17 protein-coding genes and 1 pseudogene are annotated in these 16131 nt (G+C 74.9%); all 18 read right to left on the minus strand.

The genetic code is table 11. From position 1 onward, the window contains the following. Positions 1 to 484 (minus strand): annotated as a pseudogene (locus KIK08_RS30660) (hypothetical protein); the annotation flags it as partial. Positions 485 to 517: 33 nt separating this feature from the next. Further along, entirely contained in the window at positions 518 to 877 is a 360-nt protein-coding gene (rplS, locus tag KIK08_RS30665) for a 50S ribosomal protein L19 (RefSeq protein WP_214406796.1), read from the minus strand. A gap of 145 nt (positions 878 to 1022) precedes the next feature. Next, positions 1023 to 1772 (minus strand): tRNA (guanosine(37)-N1)-methyltransferase TrmD, encoded by a 750-nt coding sequence (gene trmD, locus KIK08_RS30670; protein WP_214406797.1) that lies wholly within the window; start codon positions 1770 to 1772, stop codon positions 1023 to 1025. Between the two features lie 33 nt (positions 1773 to 1805). Next, positions 1806 to 2378, minus strand: coding sequence for a Clp protease N-terminal domain-containing protein (locus KIK08_RS30675; RefSeq protein WP_214406798.1), 573 nt, complete (start codon positions 2376 to 2378; stop codon positions 1806 to 1808). A 10-nt stretch (positions 2379 to 2388) separates the two neighbouring features. Further along, a complete protein-coding gene (locus tag KIK08_RS30680; protein WP_214406799.1) occupies positions 2389 to 2604 on the minus strand; it encodes a helix-turn-helix domain-containing protein in 216 nt (71 codons plus the stop codon). Positions 2605 to 2798: 194 nt separating this feature from the next. Beyond that, on the minus strand, positions 2799 to 3344 hold the full coding sequence (rimM, locus tag KIK08_RS30685; protein ID WP_214406800.1) for a ribosome maturation factor RimM: 546 nt from the start codon (positions 3342 to 3344) through the stop codon (positions 2799 to 2801). Then, positions 3322 to 3561, minus strand: coding sequence for an RNA-binding protein (locus KIK08_RS30690; RefSeq protein WP_169396507.1), 240 nt, complete (start codon positions 3559 to 3561; stop codon positions 3322 to 3324). The genes rimM and KIK08_RS30690 overlap by 23 nt, the downstream gene beginning before the upstream one ends. Continuing rightward, positions 3558 to 4007 carry a 30S ribosomal protein S16 gene (gene rpsP, locus KIK08_RS30695; RefSeq protein ID WP_214406801.1) on the minus strand — a complete coding sequence of 150 codons (450 nt, stop codon included), beginning with the start codon at positions 4005 to 4007 and terminating at the stop codon, positions 3558 to 3560. Before rpsP ends, KIK08_RS30690 begins: the two co-directional genes overlap by 4 nt. Positions 4008 to 4203: 196 nt before the next feature. After that, positions 4204 to 5301: a CPBP family intramembrane glutamic endopeptidase gene (locus tag KIK08_RS42005; protein WP_308257997.1), complete on the minus strand. Its 1098-nt coding sequence runs from the start codon at positions 5299 to 5301 to the stop codon at positions 4204 to 4206. Between the two features lie 47 nt (positions 5302 to 5348). Next, positions 5349 to 6425, minus strand: coding sequence for an amidohydrolase family protein (locus tag KIK08_RS30705; RefSeq protein WP_214406802.1), 1077 nt, complete (start codon positions 6423 to 6425; stop codon positions 5349 to 5351). Positions 6426 to 6452: 27 nt separating this feature from the next. Further along, a complete protein-coding gene (ffh, locus tag KIK08_RS30710; protein WP_214406803.1) occupies positions 6453 to 8000 on the minus strand; it encodes a signal recognition particle protein in 1548 nt (515 codons plus the stop codon). Between the two features lie 10 nt (positions 8001 to 8010). Next, the gene (locus KIK08_RS30715) at positions 8011 to 8601 is read right to left on the minus strand and encodes an AAA family ATPase (RefSeq protein ID WP_308257998.1); all 591 of its coding nucleotides are present in this window, start codon (positions 8599 to 8601) and stop codon (positions 8011 to 8013) included. Between the two features lie 99 nt (positions 8602 to 8700). Continuing rightward, positions 8701 to 11061: a [protein-PII] uridylyltransferase gene (locus KIK08_RS30720; protein WP_308257999.1), complete on the minus strand. Its 2361-nt coding sequence runs from the start codon at positions 11059 to 11061 to the stop codon at positions 8701 to 8703. Beyond that, on the minus strand, positions 11058 to 11396 hold the full coding sequence (locus tag KIK08_RS30725) for a P-II family nitrogen regulator (protein ID WP_214406804.1): 339 nt from the start codon (positions 11394 to 11396) through the stop codon (positions 11058 to 11060). The genes KIK08_RS30720 and KIK08_RS30725 overlap by 4 nt, the downstream gene beginning before the upstream one ends. A 170-nt stretch (positions 11397 to 11566) precedes the next feature. After that, the gene (locus tag KIK08_RS30730; RefSeq protein WP_214406805.1) at positions 11567 to 11905 is read right to left on the minus strand and encodes a P-II family nitrogen regulator; all 339 of its coding nucleotides are present in this window, start codon (positions 11903 to 11905) and stop codon (positions 11567 to 11569) included. A 5-nt stretch (positions 11906 to 11910) separates the two neighbouring features. After that, positions 11911 to 13302 carry an ammonium transporter gene (locus KIK08_RS30735; RefSeq protein ID WP_308258000.1) on the minus strand — a complete coding sequence of 464 codons (1392 nt, stop codon included), beginning with the start codon at positions 13300 to 13302 and terminating at the stop codon, positions 11911 to 11913. Between the two features lie 223 nt (positions 13303 to 13525). After that, positions 13526 to 15016, minus strand: coding sequence for a signal recognition particle-docking protein FtsY (gene ftsY, locus KIK08_RS30740; RefSeq protein WP_214406806.1), 1491 nt, complete (start codon positions 15014 to 15016; stop codon positions 13526 to 13528). Positions 15017 to 15067: 51 nt separating this feature from the next. After that, positions 15068 to 16131: AAA family ATPase (locus KIK08_RS30745; RefSeq protein WP_214406807.1), on the minus strand; the 1064-nt coding region annotated here is incomplete at its 5' end.

Genomic DNA, 16131 nt, shown 5'->3' on the forward strand with positions numbered 1-16131 from the left:
CACCGGGCTCGGGCGCCGTGCCGCGGTGCGCGGCCTCGGGTCGGCGGGGGCCGCCGGGGAAGGCGCCGTCCGGGTGGCCCGGTCCGGCCCGGCGGACGTCGCCGGGGGGCTGGGCGTTCGCGGTGGACGGACCGAAGGTGCCGGCGCCGTCGGCGGGCAACGGGCGCCCGGCCGGCGCCCGGCCGTTCGCGTTCGGGCCGCTCGGGTACGGGCGCCCGTTGGGTCCGTGGCCGTTCGGGGCGCCGTTGGCGCGGCCGCCGCCGTTCGGGTTGCTACTGCCGGTGGGGTGGCCGTTGCCGGTGGGGTGACCACCGGTCGCCGGGAACCCGGGCGCTCCCGCGGAGGGGTCGACCGGCCCGTCCAGGGGGTGCCCCGGACGGGGTGCTCCGTCGTCGCCCCGGTGGCGGACCGAGACCGGCGGCTCCGCGGGCGGGTACCTCCGCGGGGACGCCCGCCGATCGTCGGGGAGCTCGGGTGGGGCCACGCCCATGAGGCTACGGGAACCCGAGGACCGCGGTCAGGACGCGGACGGGGTCTCGCGCTTCTCCTTGATCTTCGCGGCCTTCCCGCGCAGCTCACGGAGGTAGTACAGCTTCGCCCGGCGGACGTCGCCGCGGGTGAAGACCTCGATCCGGTCGATGTTCGGGGAGTGCACCGGGAACGTGCGCTCGACGCCGACGCCGAACGAGATCTTGCGGACGGTGAAGGTCTCCCGGGCGCCCGCGCCGTGGCGGCGGATCACGACGCCCTGGAACACCTGGACGCGGGACCGGTTGCCCTCGATGACCTTCACGTGCACCTTGAGCGTGTCGCCCGGCCGGAAGGCGGGGATGTCGGAGCGCAGCATCTGCGCGTCCAGGGCGTCCAGGGTGTTCATCGCGAAGATCCGTCCTCGGTGCGTGATAGCGATCGTGCGGGGGCGCCGTCGCCGCGGAGTGGGAGGCGCCGGGGCAGGCCCGGCGCGGGTCCGCCGGGCGCCAGCAACCCGTCCATGATGCCAGACGGGTCCGGGTCGGGTGAAATCACCCGTCCCGCAGGGACTCCAGGAAGGCCCGGTCGGCGGCGTCGAGCGCGTCGCGGGGCAGGGCGGCGAGCAGGTCGGGGCGCCTGGCGGCGGTGCGCTCGAGCGCTCGGTCACGCCGCCAGCGGGCGATGGCGCCGTGGTTGCCGCTGCGCAGCACCTCGGGCACGGACAGCCCGCGCCAGGTCTCCGGGCGGGTGTAGGCCGGGCCCTCCAACAGCCCGTCGGAGAACGAGTCCTGGGCGGCGGAGACGGGGTTGCCCAGCACCCCCGGCAGCAGCCTGGCCACCGCCTCCACCATCACCAGCACCGCCACCTCGCCACCGACCAGCACGTAGTCGCCGATGCTCACCTCGTCGACGGGCATCCGCGCGGCGGCCTCGTCGACCACGCGCTGGTCGATCCCCTCGTAGCGGCCGCAGGCGAAGACCAGCCGTTGCTCCCCCGCCCACGCCTGCGCGGTGGACTGGCGGAACGGCCGCCCGGCCGGGGTCGGCACGACCAGCCGGGCCGGCCGGTCGTCGGCGGCCAGCACGGCGTCCAGCGCCTCCCCCCAGACCTGGGGCTTCATGACCATGCCGGGCCCACCGCCGTAGGGGGCGTCGTCGACGGCCTGGTGGACGTCGTGCGTCCAGTCGCGCAGGTCGTGCACGGCGACCTCGACGAGCCCGGCCCCGATCGCCCGGCCGAGCAGCGCCTCGCGCAGCGGCGCCAGGTAGCCCGGGAAGATCGTCACCACGTCGAAGCGCACGGCGCCGATCGTCCCAGCCGGGCGCCGCGCGGCTCAGCCGGCCCGGCGCCGCTTGAGCAGCTCCTCGACGATGATCCGGGTGGCGTCCTGGCGCACCCCGCGGCTGCGCAGGAACACCCCGGCCGCGCCGGTGCCCTCGTGCAGCATCCCGAGCAGGATGTGCTCGCAGCCGATGTAGTTGTGCTTGAGCAGCACGGCCTCGCGCAGCGCCAGCGCCAGGACCTTCTTGGCGTCCTTGCCGAACGGCAGGTGCCCGCGCCGGCCCCACCGCCGGCCGAGGCCGCTGCGGGTGCGGTCGAGCGCGCCCGGCCCGAACGCCTCCTCGACCTGGCGGCGCACCTCGTCCAGGTCGATGCCCAGGGTCGCCAGCGCCTCGGCGTCCGACGGGGTGGCGACGCCGCCGGTGCGGATGCGCTCCAGCTCGGCCTCGACCTCCGCGCGCGGCACGGACAGCGCGTCGAGCACCGTGAGGGCGAGGTTGCCCCGCTGGTCGTACAGCGCCGCGAGCAGGTGCTCCGACCCGATCGCGTCGGCGTCGAACCGGCGCGCCACCTCCTGGGCGCCGATCACGGTGTCGCGGGCCTTCGTCGTGAACCTCTCGAACATCGTTCCCCCTCTACAGCCCGAACCGGCGGTACTTCTTGTGGACGGCCTGGCGGGTCACCCGCAGCACGTCCGCGATCTGCTGCCAGGACCAGCCCTGCGCCCTGGCGTTGCTCACCTGCAGCTCCTCCAGCGACTCCAGCAGTCCCCGCAGGGACGCCACCGCCGCCAGCCCGACGGCCGGGTCCCTGCTGGACGCCGCCGCCGCGACCTTCGTCGCATCCGTCATGACGTCAACCTACGTTGACACTCGCACCGTGTCAACGTCAGTTGACAGCATCTGCTCGGGGAGCCCGTCGATTGGACGAGAGCGGCTCCCGTCCAGCCCAGCGCCCAGCCGCCCCGTCCTGGAGAGCGCGGCGGCGGGTGGGGACACGAAAAACGGGGCGCCACGTGTGTGGCGCCCCGTTCTCGTGAGCAGGACTACTCGGGGTCGAGCAGGCCCTCTGGCGGGGTCAGCACGACCCGGCCGCCGGCCAGGTCGACGGTCGGCACGATGGCCCGCACGAACGGGACCAGCGCGTCGGGCAGGTCGGGGCGGCGCAGCACGAGCAGCTCGCCGCCCGGGCCGTGCACGACCTCGCGGACCGTGCCGACGGTCGTGCCGTCCTCCAGCTCGGCCCGCAGGCCCTCGATCTGGTGGACGTGGAACTCGTCCGGGTCCTCGGGGGGCGGCAGCGTGCCCGTCTCGACCAGCAGCCGGGTGCCGCGGATGGCCTCGGCGGCGTCGCGGTCGGGGACCTCGACGAACCGGACGAGCAGCCGCTCGCCGTGCCGCCGGGCGGCCTCGACGGTCAGGCTGCGGTCGGCGGCACCGGCCCGCCGGCCGCGCAGGACCGCGCCGGGCGCGAACCGCTCGGCGGGCGAGTCGGTGTGCAGGTCGACGGCGAGCTCGCCGCGCAGGCCGTGGGCCCGCACGGCGACACCCACCAGGACCTCGGTGCCGCTACCGGTCGGTGTCGACGACATCCACCCGCACGCCCCGACCGCCGATGCCACCGACGACGGTCCGCAGGGCGGTCGCGGTGCGACCGCCCCGGCCGATCACCTTGCCCAGGTCCTCCGGGTGCACCCGCACCTCGAGCGTGCGCCCGCGGCGGGTGGTCACCAGTTCGACCTGGACGTCGTCCGGGTGGTCGACGATGCCCCGGACGAGGTGGTCGAGAGCGTCAGCCAAGACGCTCACGACTTGTCGGCCTCAGCGGCCTCACCCTCACTCGCGGCCTCCTCGGCCTTGGGCCGGCGGTCGCCCTTCTTGCGCGGCGTGGTGGCCTCGGTGGTGGGCTCCTGGCCGGCGGCGGCCAGCGCGGCCTGGAAGCGGGCCAGCTTGTCGACCTTCTCGGCCTGCGGCTTGAGGGTGCCCTCGGCGCCCGGCAGGCCCTTGAACTTCTGCCAGTCGCCGGTGATCTCCAACAGGTGCTGCACCGGCTCGGTCGGCTGCGCGCCGACGCCCAGCCAGTACTGCGCGCGCTCGGAGTCGACCTCGATCAGGCTCGGCTCGTTCTTCGGGTGGTACTTGCCGATGGTCTCGATGGCCCGGCCGCTGCGGCGGCTGCGGGCGTCGGCGACGACGATGCGGTAGTAGGGCTGACGGATCTTGCCCAACCGCATCAGCTTGATCTTGACGGCCACGCTGTCTGGTGCTCCTCGCGGATCTGGTGGTGCTACGGGTGAGCCCGCGCGGCTCGCGTGGGGTTACGGGCTGCGCTCGCTCGACGTGTGCTGGCCGCGGCACGGGTAGAGGGCCCACCGCGGGTCGATCGACCATTCTGCCAGACGGATCGGCGTGTCGTGCACGGTGGCGCCCACCGCACGCCCGCGGGCGGGCTCAGCCCAGCGGGGCGATGCCCAGCAGACCCAGCAGCAGCACGACCCCGGGCAGCAGGTTGTTGATCTGGTGGGCGACGACGCTGGCCGTCAGCCGGCCCGTGTAGTACCGGGCGATGGCGATCGGCAGGGCCACCACCAGCAACAACGGGGTGCGGGTGAACTCGAAGTGGGCGAGCGCGAACAGCAGCGTGGACACGCCGAAGGCGACCTTGGGACCGGCCAGCCGCTCCACCCCGCCCCACAGCAGCCCGCGGTAGACGATCTCCTCGCACAGCGGCGCGACGAACACCACGATCAGGAAGACCGCGATCGCCCACGGCACCGACGCCGAGACGTCGCCGAAGACCGCGCCCACCGCGGAGGTGGCGTCCTCGCCGACGATCGCGACGAACAGCACCGACGCCGGGATGGTGACCACCAGGCCGCCCACCCCGAAGGCGACGCCGAGCCCGACGTCGCGCCAGGTCGGGGTGAGCCCCAGGTCGGCGATCGGACCGTTGCCGCGCAGCCGGGTGATCAGCAGCGCGGTGGCCGCGGTGAGCACGGTGGGCGCGGCGAGCGCGATGGCCAGGCTGCTGGCGGCGGGCGGCCCGTCGGTGGCGAGCAGCCAGCTGATCAGCAGCGAGGTGCCCAGGAAGATCACTTCGACGACGATGTAGGCACCGAGGCCCCAGCGGTGCGTGCGCCGAGGGGGCGCCGACGGCGGCCCCTCCCAGCCGCTCGGTGACGCCCCCGGCGCCGCTGGAGCGGCCGGTGCCGTCGGTGCGGCCGGACCCACCGCGGCCGTCCCGACCGGCACCGGGCTCGCGGCGGGGTGCGGGTCGGGGGCGGTCGGGTCCCAGTCCGGCGCGGACCACAGCGCGGCCGCCGACCCTCCGCCGTTGCGGGCCGCGCCGTGGGCCGACGTGCCGTTGGTCACCCCGACCGGCTCCTCGGCCGGCGACGCGACCGCGTCAGGGGCGCCGACCGCGGGTGGCGGATCGGCGGGGGACGCGTGCTCGGCGGGCTCGGCGCCCGGCGGAGGTCCGCCCGCCGCGCGGAACCCGTCGTCCGGGCCCGTCTCGCCGGGCCGCTCGTCGTTCTCCCCAGGTCCCACCCGCACGACGCTACCGGCCGGGAGCCGCGCACGCCGCGTGTCGTCGATCAGCCGCGGGCGGGCACGACCCGCCCGCGCAGCATGATCAGGGTGGGGCGGTGCAGGACCTCCGGGTCGGTGCGCGGGTCGGCCGGGTAGACGACCAGGTCGGCCGGGGCTCCCGGGACCAGGCCGGGGCGGCCCAGCCACTCGCGCGCGGCCCAGCTGGCGGCGCCCAGCGCGTCCGGGTGGCCTGCGGCGTGCAGGGCGGCGACCTCGTCGGCGATGCGCCCGTGCGCGATGACGCCGCCCGCGTCGGTGCCGGCGTAGACCGCCACGCCGGCCTCGACCGCGCGGCGGACGACGTCGCGCGCGCCGGCGTGCAGCTCGCGCATGTGCCCGGCGTAGGTCGGGTAGCGGGTGGCCTTCCCGGCGATGTCCGGGAACGTGTCGACGTTGATCAACGTGGGCACCAGCGCGGTGCCGCGGTCGGCCATCTCGGCGATGAGGTCGTCGGTGAGGCCGGTGCCGTGCTCGATGCAGTCGATGCCGGCACGGATGAGCCCGGGCAGGGCCTCGGTGCCGAAGACGTGCGCGGTGACCCGCGCGCCCGCCGCGTGCGCCGCGTCGATCGCCGCGACCAGCACGTCGTCGGACCAGAGCGGGGCCAGGTCGCCGACCCCGCGGTCGATCCAGTCGCCGACGAGCTTGACCCAGCCGTCGCCGGCGGCCGCCTGCTCGGCCACCGCCTCGGGCAGCAGGGTCGGGTCGTCGAGCTCCAGGGCCAGGCCGGGGATGTAGCGCTTGGGGCGGGCCAGGTGCCGGGCCGCCCGGATGATCTCCGGGAGGTCGACGCGGCCCTGCAGGGGGCGGGTGTCGGTCGGCGAGCCGCAGTCGCGCAGGAGCAGCGCGCCCGCGTCGCGATCGGTCGTGGCGTGCTCCTCGGCCGTGCCGAGGTCGACCGCGCCGCCGGCCGGGCCGAGCCCGACGTGGCAGTGCGCGTCGACCAGGCCCGGCACCAGGAACCCGGAGTCGACCAGGGTCTCGGCGCCGGGCAGCGGTTCCCCGGCGATCAGGCCGTCGGCGTCGACGAACAGCTCGACGGTCTGCTCACCGGGCAGCAGGACGCCGCGGAGCCGGTGCACTAGCACCCTCCGGCGGGGGGCACGTGGTCAGCCGTCCTTCCTGGGGAACTTCAGCTTGCTCGGGTCGAAGCCGGGGGGCAGCTGGTCCATGCCCGGCGGCAGCTCGCGCAGCGACGGCGGGAGGCCGGACAGGTCGGGCATGCCGCCGAGGCCGGCGGGCAGGGCCCCGCGGGCCGGGCCGCGGCCGGCCGGGCGCTTGGCGCCCTTCTTGCCCTTGCGGCCCTTGGCCTGCTTGCGGGTGGCGCTGCGCGTCGAGCCGCCGAAGCCGAACTGCCCGGCCATCTGCTTCATCTGCTTGCGGGCCTCGAAGAAGTTCTTGACCAGCTCGTTGACCTCGTTGACGGTCACCCCCGAGCCGTTGGCGATGCGCAGCCGCCGGGACCCGTTGATGATCTTCGGGTCGGCCCGCTCGGCCGGGGTCATGCCCCGGATGATGGCCTGCAGCCGGTCGAGGCGCCGGTCGTCGACCTGGGCCAGCGCCTCCTTCATCTGCCCGGAGTTGGCGCCGGGCAGCATGCCGAGGATGTTGCCGATGGGGCCCATCTTGCGGATGGCCAGCATCTGCTCGAGGAAGTCCTCCAGCGACAGCTCGCCGGTGGACATCTTGGCCGCGGTGGCGGCGGCCTGCTCCTGGTCGAACGCCGACTCGGCCTGCTCGATGAGCGTGAGCAGGTCGCCCATGCCCAGGATGCGCGAGGCCATCCGGTCGGGGTGGAAGACGTCGAAGTCGGCCAGCTTCTCGCCCGAGGAGGCGAACAGGATGGGCTGGCCGGTCACCTCGCGCACGCTCAGCGCGGCACCACCGCGGGCGTCGCCGTCGAGCTTGGTGAGCACGACGCCGGTGAAGCCGACGCCGTCGCGGAAGGCCTCGGCCGTGGCCACGGCGTCCTGGCCGATCATCGCGTCGACGACGAACAGCGTCTCGTCGGGCCGGGTGGCGTCGCGGATGTCGGAGGCCTGGCGCATCAACTCCTCGTCGACGCCGAGGCGGCCCGCGGTGTCGATGACGACGACGTCGAACATCTTCTCGCGGGCGTGCGCGACGCCGCGGCGGGCGACGTCGACCGGGTCGCCGACGCCGTTGCCCGGCTCGGGCGCGAACGTGGTGACGCCCGCGCGCTCGCCGACGATCTGCAGCTGGTTGACCGCGTTCGGGCGCTGCAGGTCGCAGGCGACCAGCAGCGGGGCGTGGCCCTGGCCCTTGAGCCAGTGCGCCAGCTTGCCGGCGAGCGTGGTCTTGCCCGAGCCCTGCAGGCCGGCGAGCATGACGACGCTGGGCGGCTCCTTGGCCAGCCGGATGCGGCGGGTCTCCCCGCCCAGGACCGTGACCAGCTCGTCGTTGACGATCTTGACGACCTGCTGGGCCGGGTTCAGCGCACCGGAGACCTCGGCGCCCTTGGCCCGCTCCTTGACCCGCGTGATGAAACCGCGCACCACGGGGAGCGCGACGTCCGCCTCCAACAGCGCGATGCGGATCTCGCGCGCCGTGGTGTCGATGTCGGCGTCGGACAGCCGGCCCTTGCCCCGCAGGTTGGCGAGGGTTGCGCCGAGTCGCTCGGAGAGGGTGTCGAACACCCTTCTCAGCCTACTGGGGCGTGGACCGTGCGTGTTCCACCGGCGCCTTCGCCCGCGCCGGCGGCGCCGTGGCGAGGCGCAGGCCGTCGCGGGCGGCGGCCCGGTCGAGCACGGTCACCGACCGCCATCCGCCGTGGTCGGCCCCGGCGCGCAGGCGCGCCGTGGTGGTGGCGGCGCGGCGGGCGTGCCCGAGGAACGACGCGCTCGGGACCACGCGACCGCGCTGGCGCTGGCCGCGCAGGGCCTCCTCCGGTTCGACGTGCAGCCAGACCAGGTGCGCGTCGCGGCCGGTCAGCGCGGCCAGTCCGGCCACCGCCGCCCGCGTGCGCTGGGCCGTGGCCGGGAGGTGGACGACGACCACGCGGGCCGACGACGCGGCCGCGGCCAGCACGGAGAGCCGGTGCCAGGCGTGCACGACCGGTCGGTACCACGCGTAGGGGACCGGGCCGGTCACCGCCGCCATCCGGGAGCGGTAGGTGTCGGAGTCCAGGACGCGCAGGCCCGGCCGGGACGGGAGGTCGCGCAGCAGCGTCGACTTGCCCGCGCCCGGCATGCCGGCGACGAGCAGCAGGGACCGACCCGACAGGGCGAGCGTGGTCACCTGGGTGGAACGTACGATCCGCCCGTTTCGTTCCGTAGTCACCGGTTCGCTTCCCCGTAGCCGGCCGCAGCACGGCGAGCCTAGAGGGGCGACCCCGCCTCACCCCGCCGCGGCCAGCACGGCGGCGGCTATCCGCCGTCGCTCGGCCGCGTCGGGCTCCTTCGCGCAGTCGAGGCAGAACGAGTCGACGACCGACGCGCCCAGCGTCGCGACCCTCGCCCAGCGCAGGCCGACGCCCGCTCCCTCCAGCGCCTCGGCGACCCGGTGCAGCAGCCCGATGCGGTCGGTGCCGCGCAGCTCCAGCACCACCGCGCCGGTGGCCTCGTCGTCGAACCACAGCACCCGCGGCGGGGCCGGGGGTTCCCCGGAGGGGTTCACCGGCGCGTAGTCGCGCTCCTTGCGCGCCAGCGCCTCGGTCAGCGCGAGGCTGCCGTCGAGCACCCGGACCAGGTCGGAGCGCAGCAGTGCGGCGTCGGGCAGGCCGCCGAAGCGGGGCGATGCGGTGAAGGTGAACACCGCCGTCTTCTCGACGGTGCGCAGCTCGGCGGCGTGCACCTCCAGCGAGTGCAGGGCGAGCACGCCGGTGGCCGCGGCCAGGGCGCCGGGCCGGTCGGGTAGCACCACGACCGCCGTCGCGGGCTCCGCGCTCCCGTCCAGGTGCACGCGGGGCCGCCCGTCGGCGCTCGCCTCGGTGACCATCTCCTGCTCGGCCGCGGTCGGCGAGGCAGGCGCCGGCAGCGCCTCCCCGGCCAGCAGGGCCCGGCAGCGCAGCACGAGGTCGCCGATGAGCGCGCGCTTCCAGGGGCTCCACACGCCCGGTCCGGTGGCCAGCGAATCGGCCTCGGCGAGCGCGCCGAGCAGGTCGAGCAGCAGCGCGCCGTTGCCCGGGACCGCGGCGTCGAGCGTCTCGGCGACCCGGGTGACGGTGGCCGGGTCGTCCAGGTCGCGGCGGGTGGCGGTGTGCGGGAGCAGCAGGTGGTGGCGCACGACGGCGGCCAGCACCGCCACGTCGGGCTCGGCGAACCCCAGCCGCCGCCCGACCTGCTGGGCCAGCGACTCCCCCACCACCGAGTGGTCCTCACCTCGGCCCTTGCCGATGTCGTGCAGCAGCGTCCCGACCAGCAGCAGGTCCGGACGGGCCACGCGGGTGGTCAGCCGGGCGGCCTGCGCGCAGGCCTCGACGAGGTGCCGGTCGACCGTCCAGACGTGCGCCCGGTCGCGCGGGGGCAGGTCGCGCACCGCGCCCCACTCCGGGAACAGCCGCCCCCAGAGCCCGGTGCGGTCGAGCGCCTCCACCACGTCGACCATCGCGCGGCCGGTGCCCAGCAGCGACAGCAGCTCGGCCAGCGCCGCGCGCGGCCAGGGCTCGCGCAGTTCGGGGGCGGTGTCGGCGAGGCGGTGCAGGGTGCCCGCGGCCACCGGCATACCGGTGCGGGCCGCGCTCGCGGCCACCCGCAGGACCAGCCCGGGGTCGCGGGCCGCGGCGGCGTCGCGGGCCAGGGTCACCTCGCCGGCGTGCTCGACGACGCCGGTGTCCAGCGGGCGGCGCACCGGCGGGCGGCGCAGCGCGGCCAGGCCCCGGCGGGGCAGCGCGAGCCGGGCGGCGCGCAGACCGGTCTCGGCGGCGAAGGCGACCACCCGGGCGGCCCCCGACAGCGCCCTGGCCAGCTCGAACCGGTCGGCGATCTCCAGCTGCCCGGCGATCTCGTCGGCGTCCTGGGCACGCATGACGTCCCGGGCGCGCCCGGCGATGCGGTGCAGCTCGGTGCGCACGTCGAGCAGCAGCGCGCGGGCCTCGAGCACCTCGCCCGCGGGGCGGTCGACCAGCTGCGCGGCGGCCAGCGCGTCGATCAGCTGGATGTCGCGCAGCCCGCCGTGGCCGTTCTTCAGGTCCGGCTCCACGCGGTGCGCGACGTCGCCGACCTTGGCCCAGCGGGCCCTGGCGGTGTCGGCGAGCTCGTCGAAGCGGCCGCGGATGCCGGCCCGCCACGCCTGCCGCACGGCCGCCCCCACCTTGGTGGACAGCGCCGTGTCGCCGGCGATGTGGCGCGCCTCCAGCAGCCCGACGGCGGCGCGCAGGTCGGTCGCCGCGATCTGGACGGCCTGGCCCGGGGTGCGCACCGAGTGGTCGAGGCCGATGCCGGCGTCCCAGAGGGGGTACCACAGCCGGTCGGCCAGCTCGCCGACGTCCTTGCGGCCGTCGTGCAGCAGCACCAGATCCAGGTCGGAATAGGGGGCGAGCTCCCGTCGCCCGAGCGCTCCCACGGCGACCAGCGCCGCGCGGTCGGTCAGACCGATCGCCGCCGCCCGCGAGGACAACCAGAAGTCGTGCAGATCAACCAGGGCCGCGCGCAGCGCTTCCGGACCAAGCCTGCGCTTGCCCGGACCGGGGTCCAGCAGCACCGCCTTCGCCCTGACGAGATCGCCCGCGTCCCCCGACACCGCGTTCCCGGCACTCACAGCGCGTCGGCACCCCGCTCACCGGTGCGCACGCGCACCACGGTGTCCAACGTCGTCACCCACACCTTGCCGTCGCCGATCTTGCCGGTGCGGGCGGCCCGGATGACCGCGTCGACGACCTTCTCGACCTGGTCGGCCTCGGTGGCGACCTCGATGCGCACCTTGGGCACGAAGTCGACCTGGTAGTCCGCGCCCCGGTAGACCTCGGTGTGCCCGCGCTGGCGCCCGTACCCGGACACCTCGCTGACGGTCATCCCGGCGATGTCCAGCCGCTCCAGGCCGGCGCGGACGTCGTCGAGCGCGAACGGCTTGACGATGGCGGTCACGAGCTTCATGACGACGTTCTCCGATCGGAGCCGAGCTGTGGCGGGATGGCGCGGTCGGCGCGGAACCGCCGGGAAGAGGGGGAAAGCGCCAGGGCCCGCCGCACCGACGAGCGGTGCAGGCGGGCCCCGGCGTCGTGCCCGGTGTCGTTCGCCGGGCCACGGCCCGGCGGGGGTGGTGGTTAGACGGCGTCCGAGCCGCGCTCGCCGGTGCGGACCCGGATGACGGTCTCGACCGTGGTCACCCAGACCTTGCCGTCACCGATCTTGCCGGTGCGGGCCGCCTCCACGACGGCGTCCACGACCTTGTCCGCGAGGGTGTCGTCGGCGACGACCTCCACCCGGACCTTCGGCACGAAGTCGACCGAGTACTCGGCACCGCGGTAGACCTCGGTGTGGCCCTTCTGCCGCCCGTAGCCCTGGACCTCGCTGACCGTCATGCCCAGCACGCCGATCTGCTCCAGCGCGCCCTTGACGTCCTCCAGAACGAACGGCTTGACGATCGCCGTGACCAGCTTCATTGGCTTCAGCCCTCCTTGCCGGATGCTGCCGCGACGGTCTCGGCCGCCGCGGGGGTGGCCGCGTCGGGGCGCGGGGTGCCGAGGCCGCCGCCGCTGCTGCGCAGGGTGGAGAAGTCGTAGCCGGTCTCGGCGTGCTCACTCTCGTCGATGCCGGTGACCTCGGCCTCGTCGGAGATCCGCAGGCCGATGGTGAACTTCAGGGCCAGCGCGATGATCAGGCTCAGGACCCCGCAGTAGACGATCACCGCGAGCGCCCCGACGGCCTGGCGCCACAGCTGGTCGACGCCGCCGCCGTAGAACAGGCCGTCGACGCCGGCCGGCGAGCTGGCGGTGGCCAGGAAGCCGATCAGCAGGGTGCCGACCAGACCGCCGACCAGGTGGACGCCCACGACGTCGAGCGAGTCGTCGTAGCCGAAGCGGAACTTCAGGCCGACCGCCAGCGCGCAGAGGATGCCGGCGATGGCGCCGACCGCGATCGCGCCGATCGGCGAGACCGACGAGCAGGACGGGGTGATCGCGACCAGGCCGGCCACGATGCCGGAGGCGGCACCGAGGCTGGTCGGCTTGCCGTCGCGCAGCTTCTCCACCAACAGCCAGCCGAGCAGGGCGGCGGCGGTCGCGACGACGGTGTTGACGAAGGCGTAGCCGGCGATGCCGTTCGAGCCGACCGCCGAACCGGCGTTGAACCCGAACCAGCCGAACCACAGGATGCCGGCGCCGAGCATGACCAGCGTCAGGTTGTGCGGGCGCATGGGCTCGCGCGGCCAGCCGCGGCGCTTGCCGATCACGATGGCCAGCACGAGCGCGGCGACACCCGCGTTGATGTGCACCGCGGTGCCACCGGCGAAGTCGATGACCGCGAGGTCGTTGGCGATCCAGCCGCCGACGGCCGAGGTGACCTCGTCGAAGGAGAACACCCAGTGCGCGACCGGGAAGTAGACGATCGTGCCCCAGAGCCCGGCGAACAACAGCCAGGAGCCGAACTTCATGCGGTCGGCGACCGCGCCGGAGATCAGGGCGACCGTGATGATCGCGAACATTCCCTGGAAGGCCACGAAGACCAGCGTCGGGATCGTCCCGACCAGCGGGACCGACACGTCGGTGCCGGCCTCGGCGTCGGCCAGGTAGGTGGCGTCGAGCAGGCTGCTCAGCCCGGCGAAGTCGCCGGGGTTGCCCATGAACCCGGCTCCACCCACGCTGTCGCCGAAGGCCGTCGAGTAGCCGTACAGCACCCAGAGAACGCCGATGACCCCCGCCGCGCCGAGGCTCATCATCATCATGTTGAGGACGCCCTTGCTACGGACCATTCCGCCGTAGAACAGCGCCAGTCCCGGAGTCATCAACAGCACGAGGGCCGCGCTGGCGAGCATCCAGGCGGTATCGCCGGTGTCGGGGATTCCCACTCCTACTCCCTCCCGTTCGCGCCGCTGGTCCGAAGTCGGGCCGATGGTGCGGCAGTCGCCGGGAACTATCGGATCGCCGTGTTTCGGACATCGTGTGCGGCTGTTTCCGGCAGGTGAACGAGGGGACGCGGGCCGTTACAACGGGATTACGTGTCCCGGTCGTTACCGCTCCGCTACCGGTCGGATGCCGGACCGGGCCCCCGCGGAGCGACGCAGGTCACGTCGTCAGCAGTGCGTCGACGAACGCCCCTGGCTCGAACGGGGCCAGGTCGTCGGGGCCCTCGCCGAGCCCGACGAGCTTCACCGGCACCCCCAGCTCGCGCTGCACGCGGAACACGATCCCGCCTTTGGCGGTGCCGTCGAGCTTGGTGAGCGCGATCCCGGTCACCTTCACCACGTCGCCGAAGACGCGGGCCTGGGTGAGGCCGTTCTGCCCGGTGGTGGCGTCGAGCACGAGCAGCACCTCGTCGACCTCGGCCTGGCGCTCCACGACCCGCTTGACCTTGCCGAGCTCGTCCATCAGGCCGGTCTTGGTGTGCAGGCGCCCGGCGGTGTCCAGCAGGACCACGTCGGCGCCCTCCTCGGTGCCCTGCTTGACCGCGTCGAACGCGACGCTGGCCGGGTCGGCACCCTCCGCGCCGCGCACCACGGTCGCGCCGGCGCGCTCGCCCCACGTGCCGAGCTGCTCGGCGGCGGCGGCGCGGAACGTGTCGGCCGCGCCCAGCACGACGTGCCGCCCGCCCCCGACCAGCACCCGGGCCAGCTTGCCCGTGGTGGTGGTCTTGCCGGTGCCGTTGACCCCGACGACCAGCAGCACCGCCGGGCGCCCGTCGTGGGGCAGCGCGCGCACCGAGCGGTCGAGGTCGGTGCGCAGGGCGTCGGTGAGCACCTCCCGCAGCAGCGCGCGGGCCTGCTCGGGGGTGCGCACCGCGCGCTTGCCGAGCTCCGTGCGCAGCGTCTCGACCAGCTCCATGGTCATCTCCGGGCCGAGGTCGGCCTGCAGGAGCATCGCCTCGACGTCCTCCCAGGACTCCTCGTCGAGCTCGCCGGCACCCAGCAGGCCCAGCAGCCCCTGGCCGAAGCCCGAGCGGGACCGGGCGAGCCGGCCGCGCAGCTTGACCAGCCTGCCCTCGGCCGGGGGGATGTCCTCCGGCGGGACCGGCCGGGTCGGAACCGGCTCGGCGACCGGCTCGGCGACCGGCTCCTCGGGGGGCGCGGAGATCGTCGGGAAGGGCGAGCCGTCGGTCGGGGTGTGCTCGGGCGCCGCCTGCGGGACGGCATCGACGGGCGCGGCGTCCGCGGGCGCGGCGTCGGTGACCGCCTCCGGGTCGGGTGCGGGTGCGGTGTCCACCCGGGCCTCGTCGACCGGCGCGACCTCCGGCGCGACCTCCGGCTCGGCGGCCGGCTCGGCCGTCGGCGGCGCGACCGGCGGCGCGGCGTCCTCCCGGGTGGCGCCGGTGGCGCGGTCCTCGACCGGCGCCGGCTCGGTGTCGGTGGCCCCGCCGGCCGAGAAGTCGAAGCCGCCCGACGCCGTGTACGTGCCGCCGCGGCGCGGGGGGGCGGTGTCGGTCCCGGTGCCGAGACCGGGGCGCTCGGACTCGCGCAGGCTGATCCGGCGCCTGCGGCGCAACCAGAGGCCCACGCCGACGGCCACGATCAGGACCGCCACCACGACGGCGACGACGATCCAGAGGGTCTGCGTGCTCACCCGCCCACCCTGTCATGCACCCCGCACCCACCGCCCGGCGGCGGCCCCCGCTCAGCTCGCGGCGCGCAGCCGCTGGCTGATGACCGTGGTGATCCCGTCGCCGCGCATGGACACGCCGTAGAGCGCGTCGGCGACCTCCATCGTCGGCTTCTGGTGGGTGATGACGATCAGCTGGCTCGTCGAGCGCAGCTCCTCCATCAGGAGGATCAGCCGGCGCAGGTTGACGTCGTCGAGCGCGGCCTCGATCTCGTCGAGCACGTAGAACGGCGAGGGCCGGGCCCGGAAGATGGCCACCAGCAGGGCCATCGCGGTCAGCGAGCGCTCGCCGCCCGACAGCAGCGACAGCCGCTTGACCTTCTTGCCCGGCGGGCGGGCCTCGACCTCGATGCCGGTGGTGAGCATGTCGTCGGGGTCGGTGAGCACCAGCCGACCCTCGCCGCCGGGGAACAGCGTCGAGAAGACGATCTCGAACTCGCGGGCGACGTCGTGGTAGGCGGTGGTGAAGACCTCCAGGATCTTGTCGTCCACCTCGCGGACCACGGTGAGCAGGTCGCGACGGGTGTCCTTGAGGTCCTCCAGCTGCGTCGAGAGGAACCGGTAGCGCTCCTCCAGCGCGGCGAACTCCTCCAGCGCCAGCGGGTTGACCCGGCCGAGCAGGGCCAGGTCCTTCTCCGCGCGCTGCACCCGACGCTGCTGGGTGGCCCGGTCGTAGGGCATCGGCGGGGGCTCGGTGACCTCCTCACCGCGCTCGCGGGCCGTCTCGTACTCGGCCACCTCGGCCGCCGACGCCGGCACCGGGCACTGCGGGCCGTACTCGGCGACCAGGTCGTCGACGGCCAGGCCGTGGTCGGCCAGCACCTTCTCGGTCAGCTGCTCCAGGCGCAGCCGGTTCTGCGCGCGCAGCACCTCGTCGCGGTGCACGGCGTCGGTGAGCTTGTCCAGCAGAGCCGTCAGCCGCCCGGTCGTCACCCGCGCCTCGCCGAGGGCGCGTTCCCGCTCGTCGCGGGCCGCGGCGGCGGCGTCGCGCTCGGCGGCCGCGGCGGCCAACGAGACCGCGATCCGCTCCCCCGCCGCCCGACCCGCCCCGACGACCAGCCGGGCGACCCCGGCGGCCT

This window comes from Pseudonocardia lacus, assembly GCF_018531445.1.
GTDB classification, from domain to species: domain Bacteria; phylum Actinomycetota; class Actinomycetes; order Mycobacteriales; family Pseudonocardiaceae; genus Pseudonocardia; species Pseudonocardia lacus.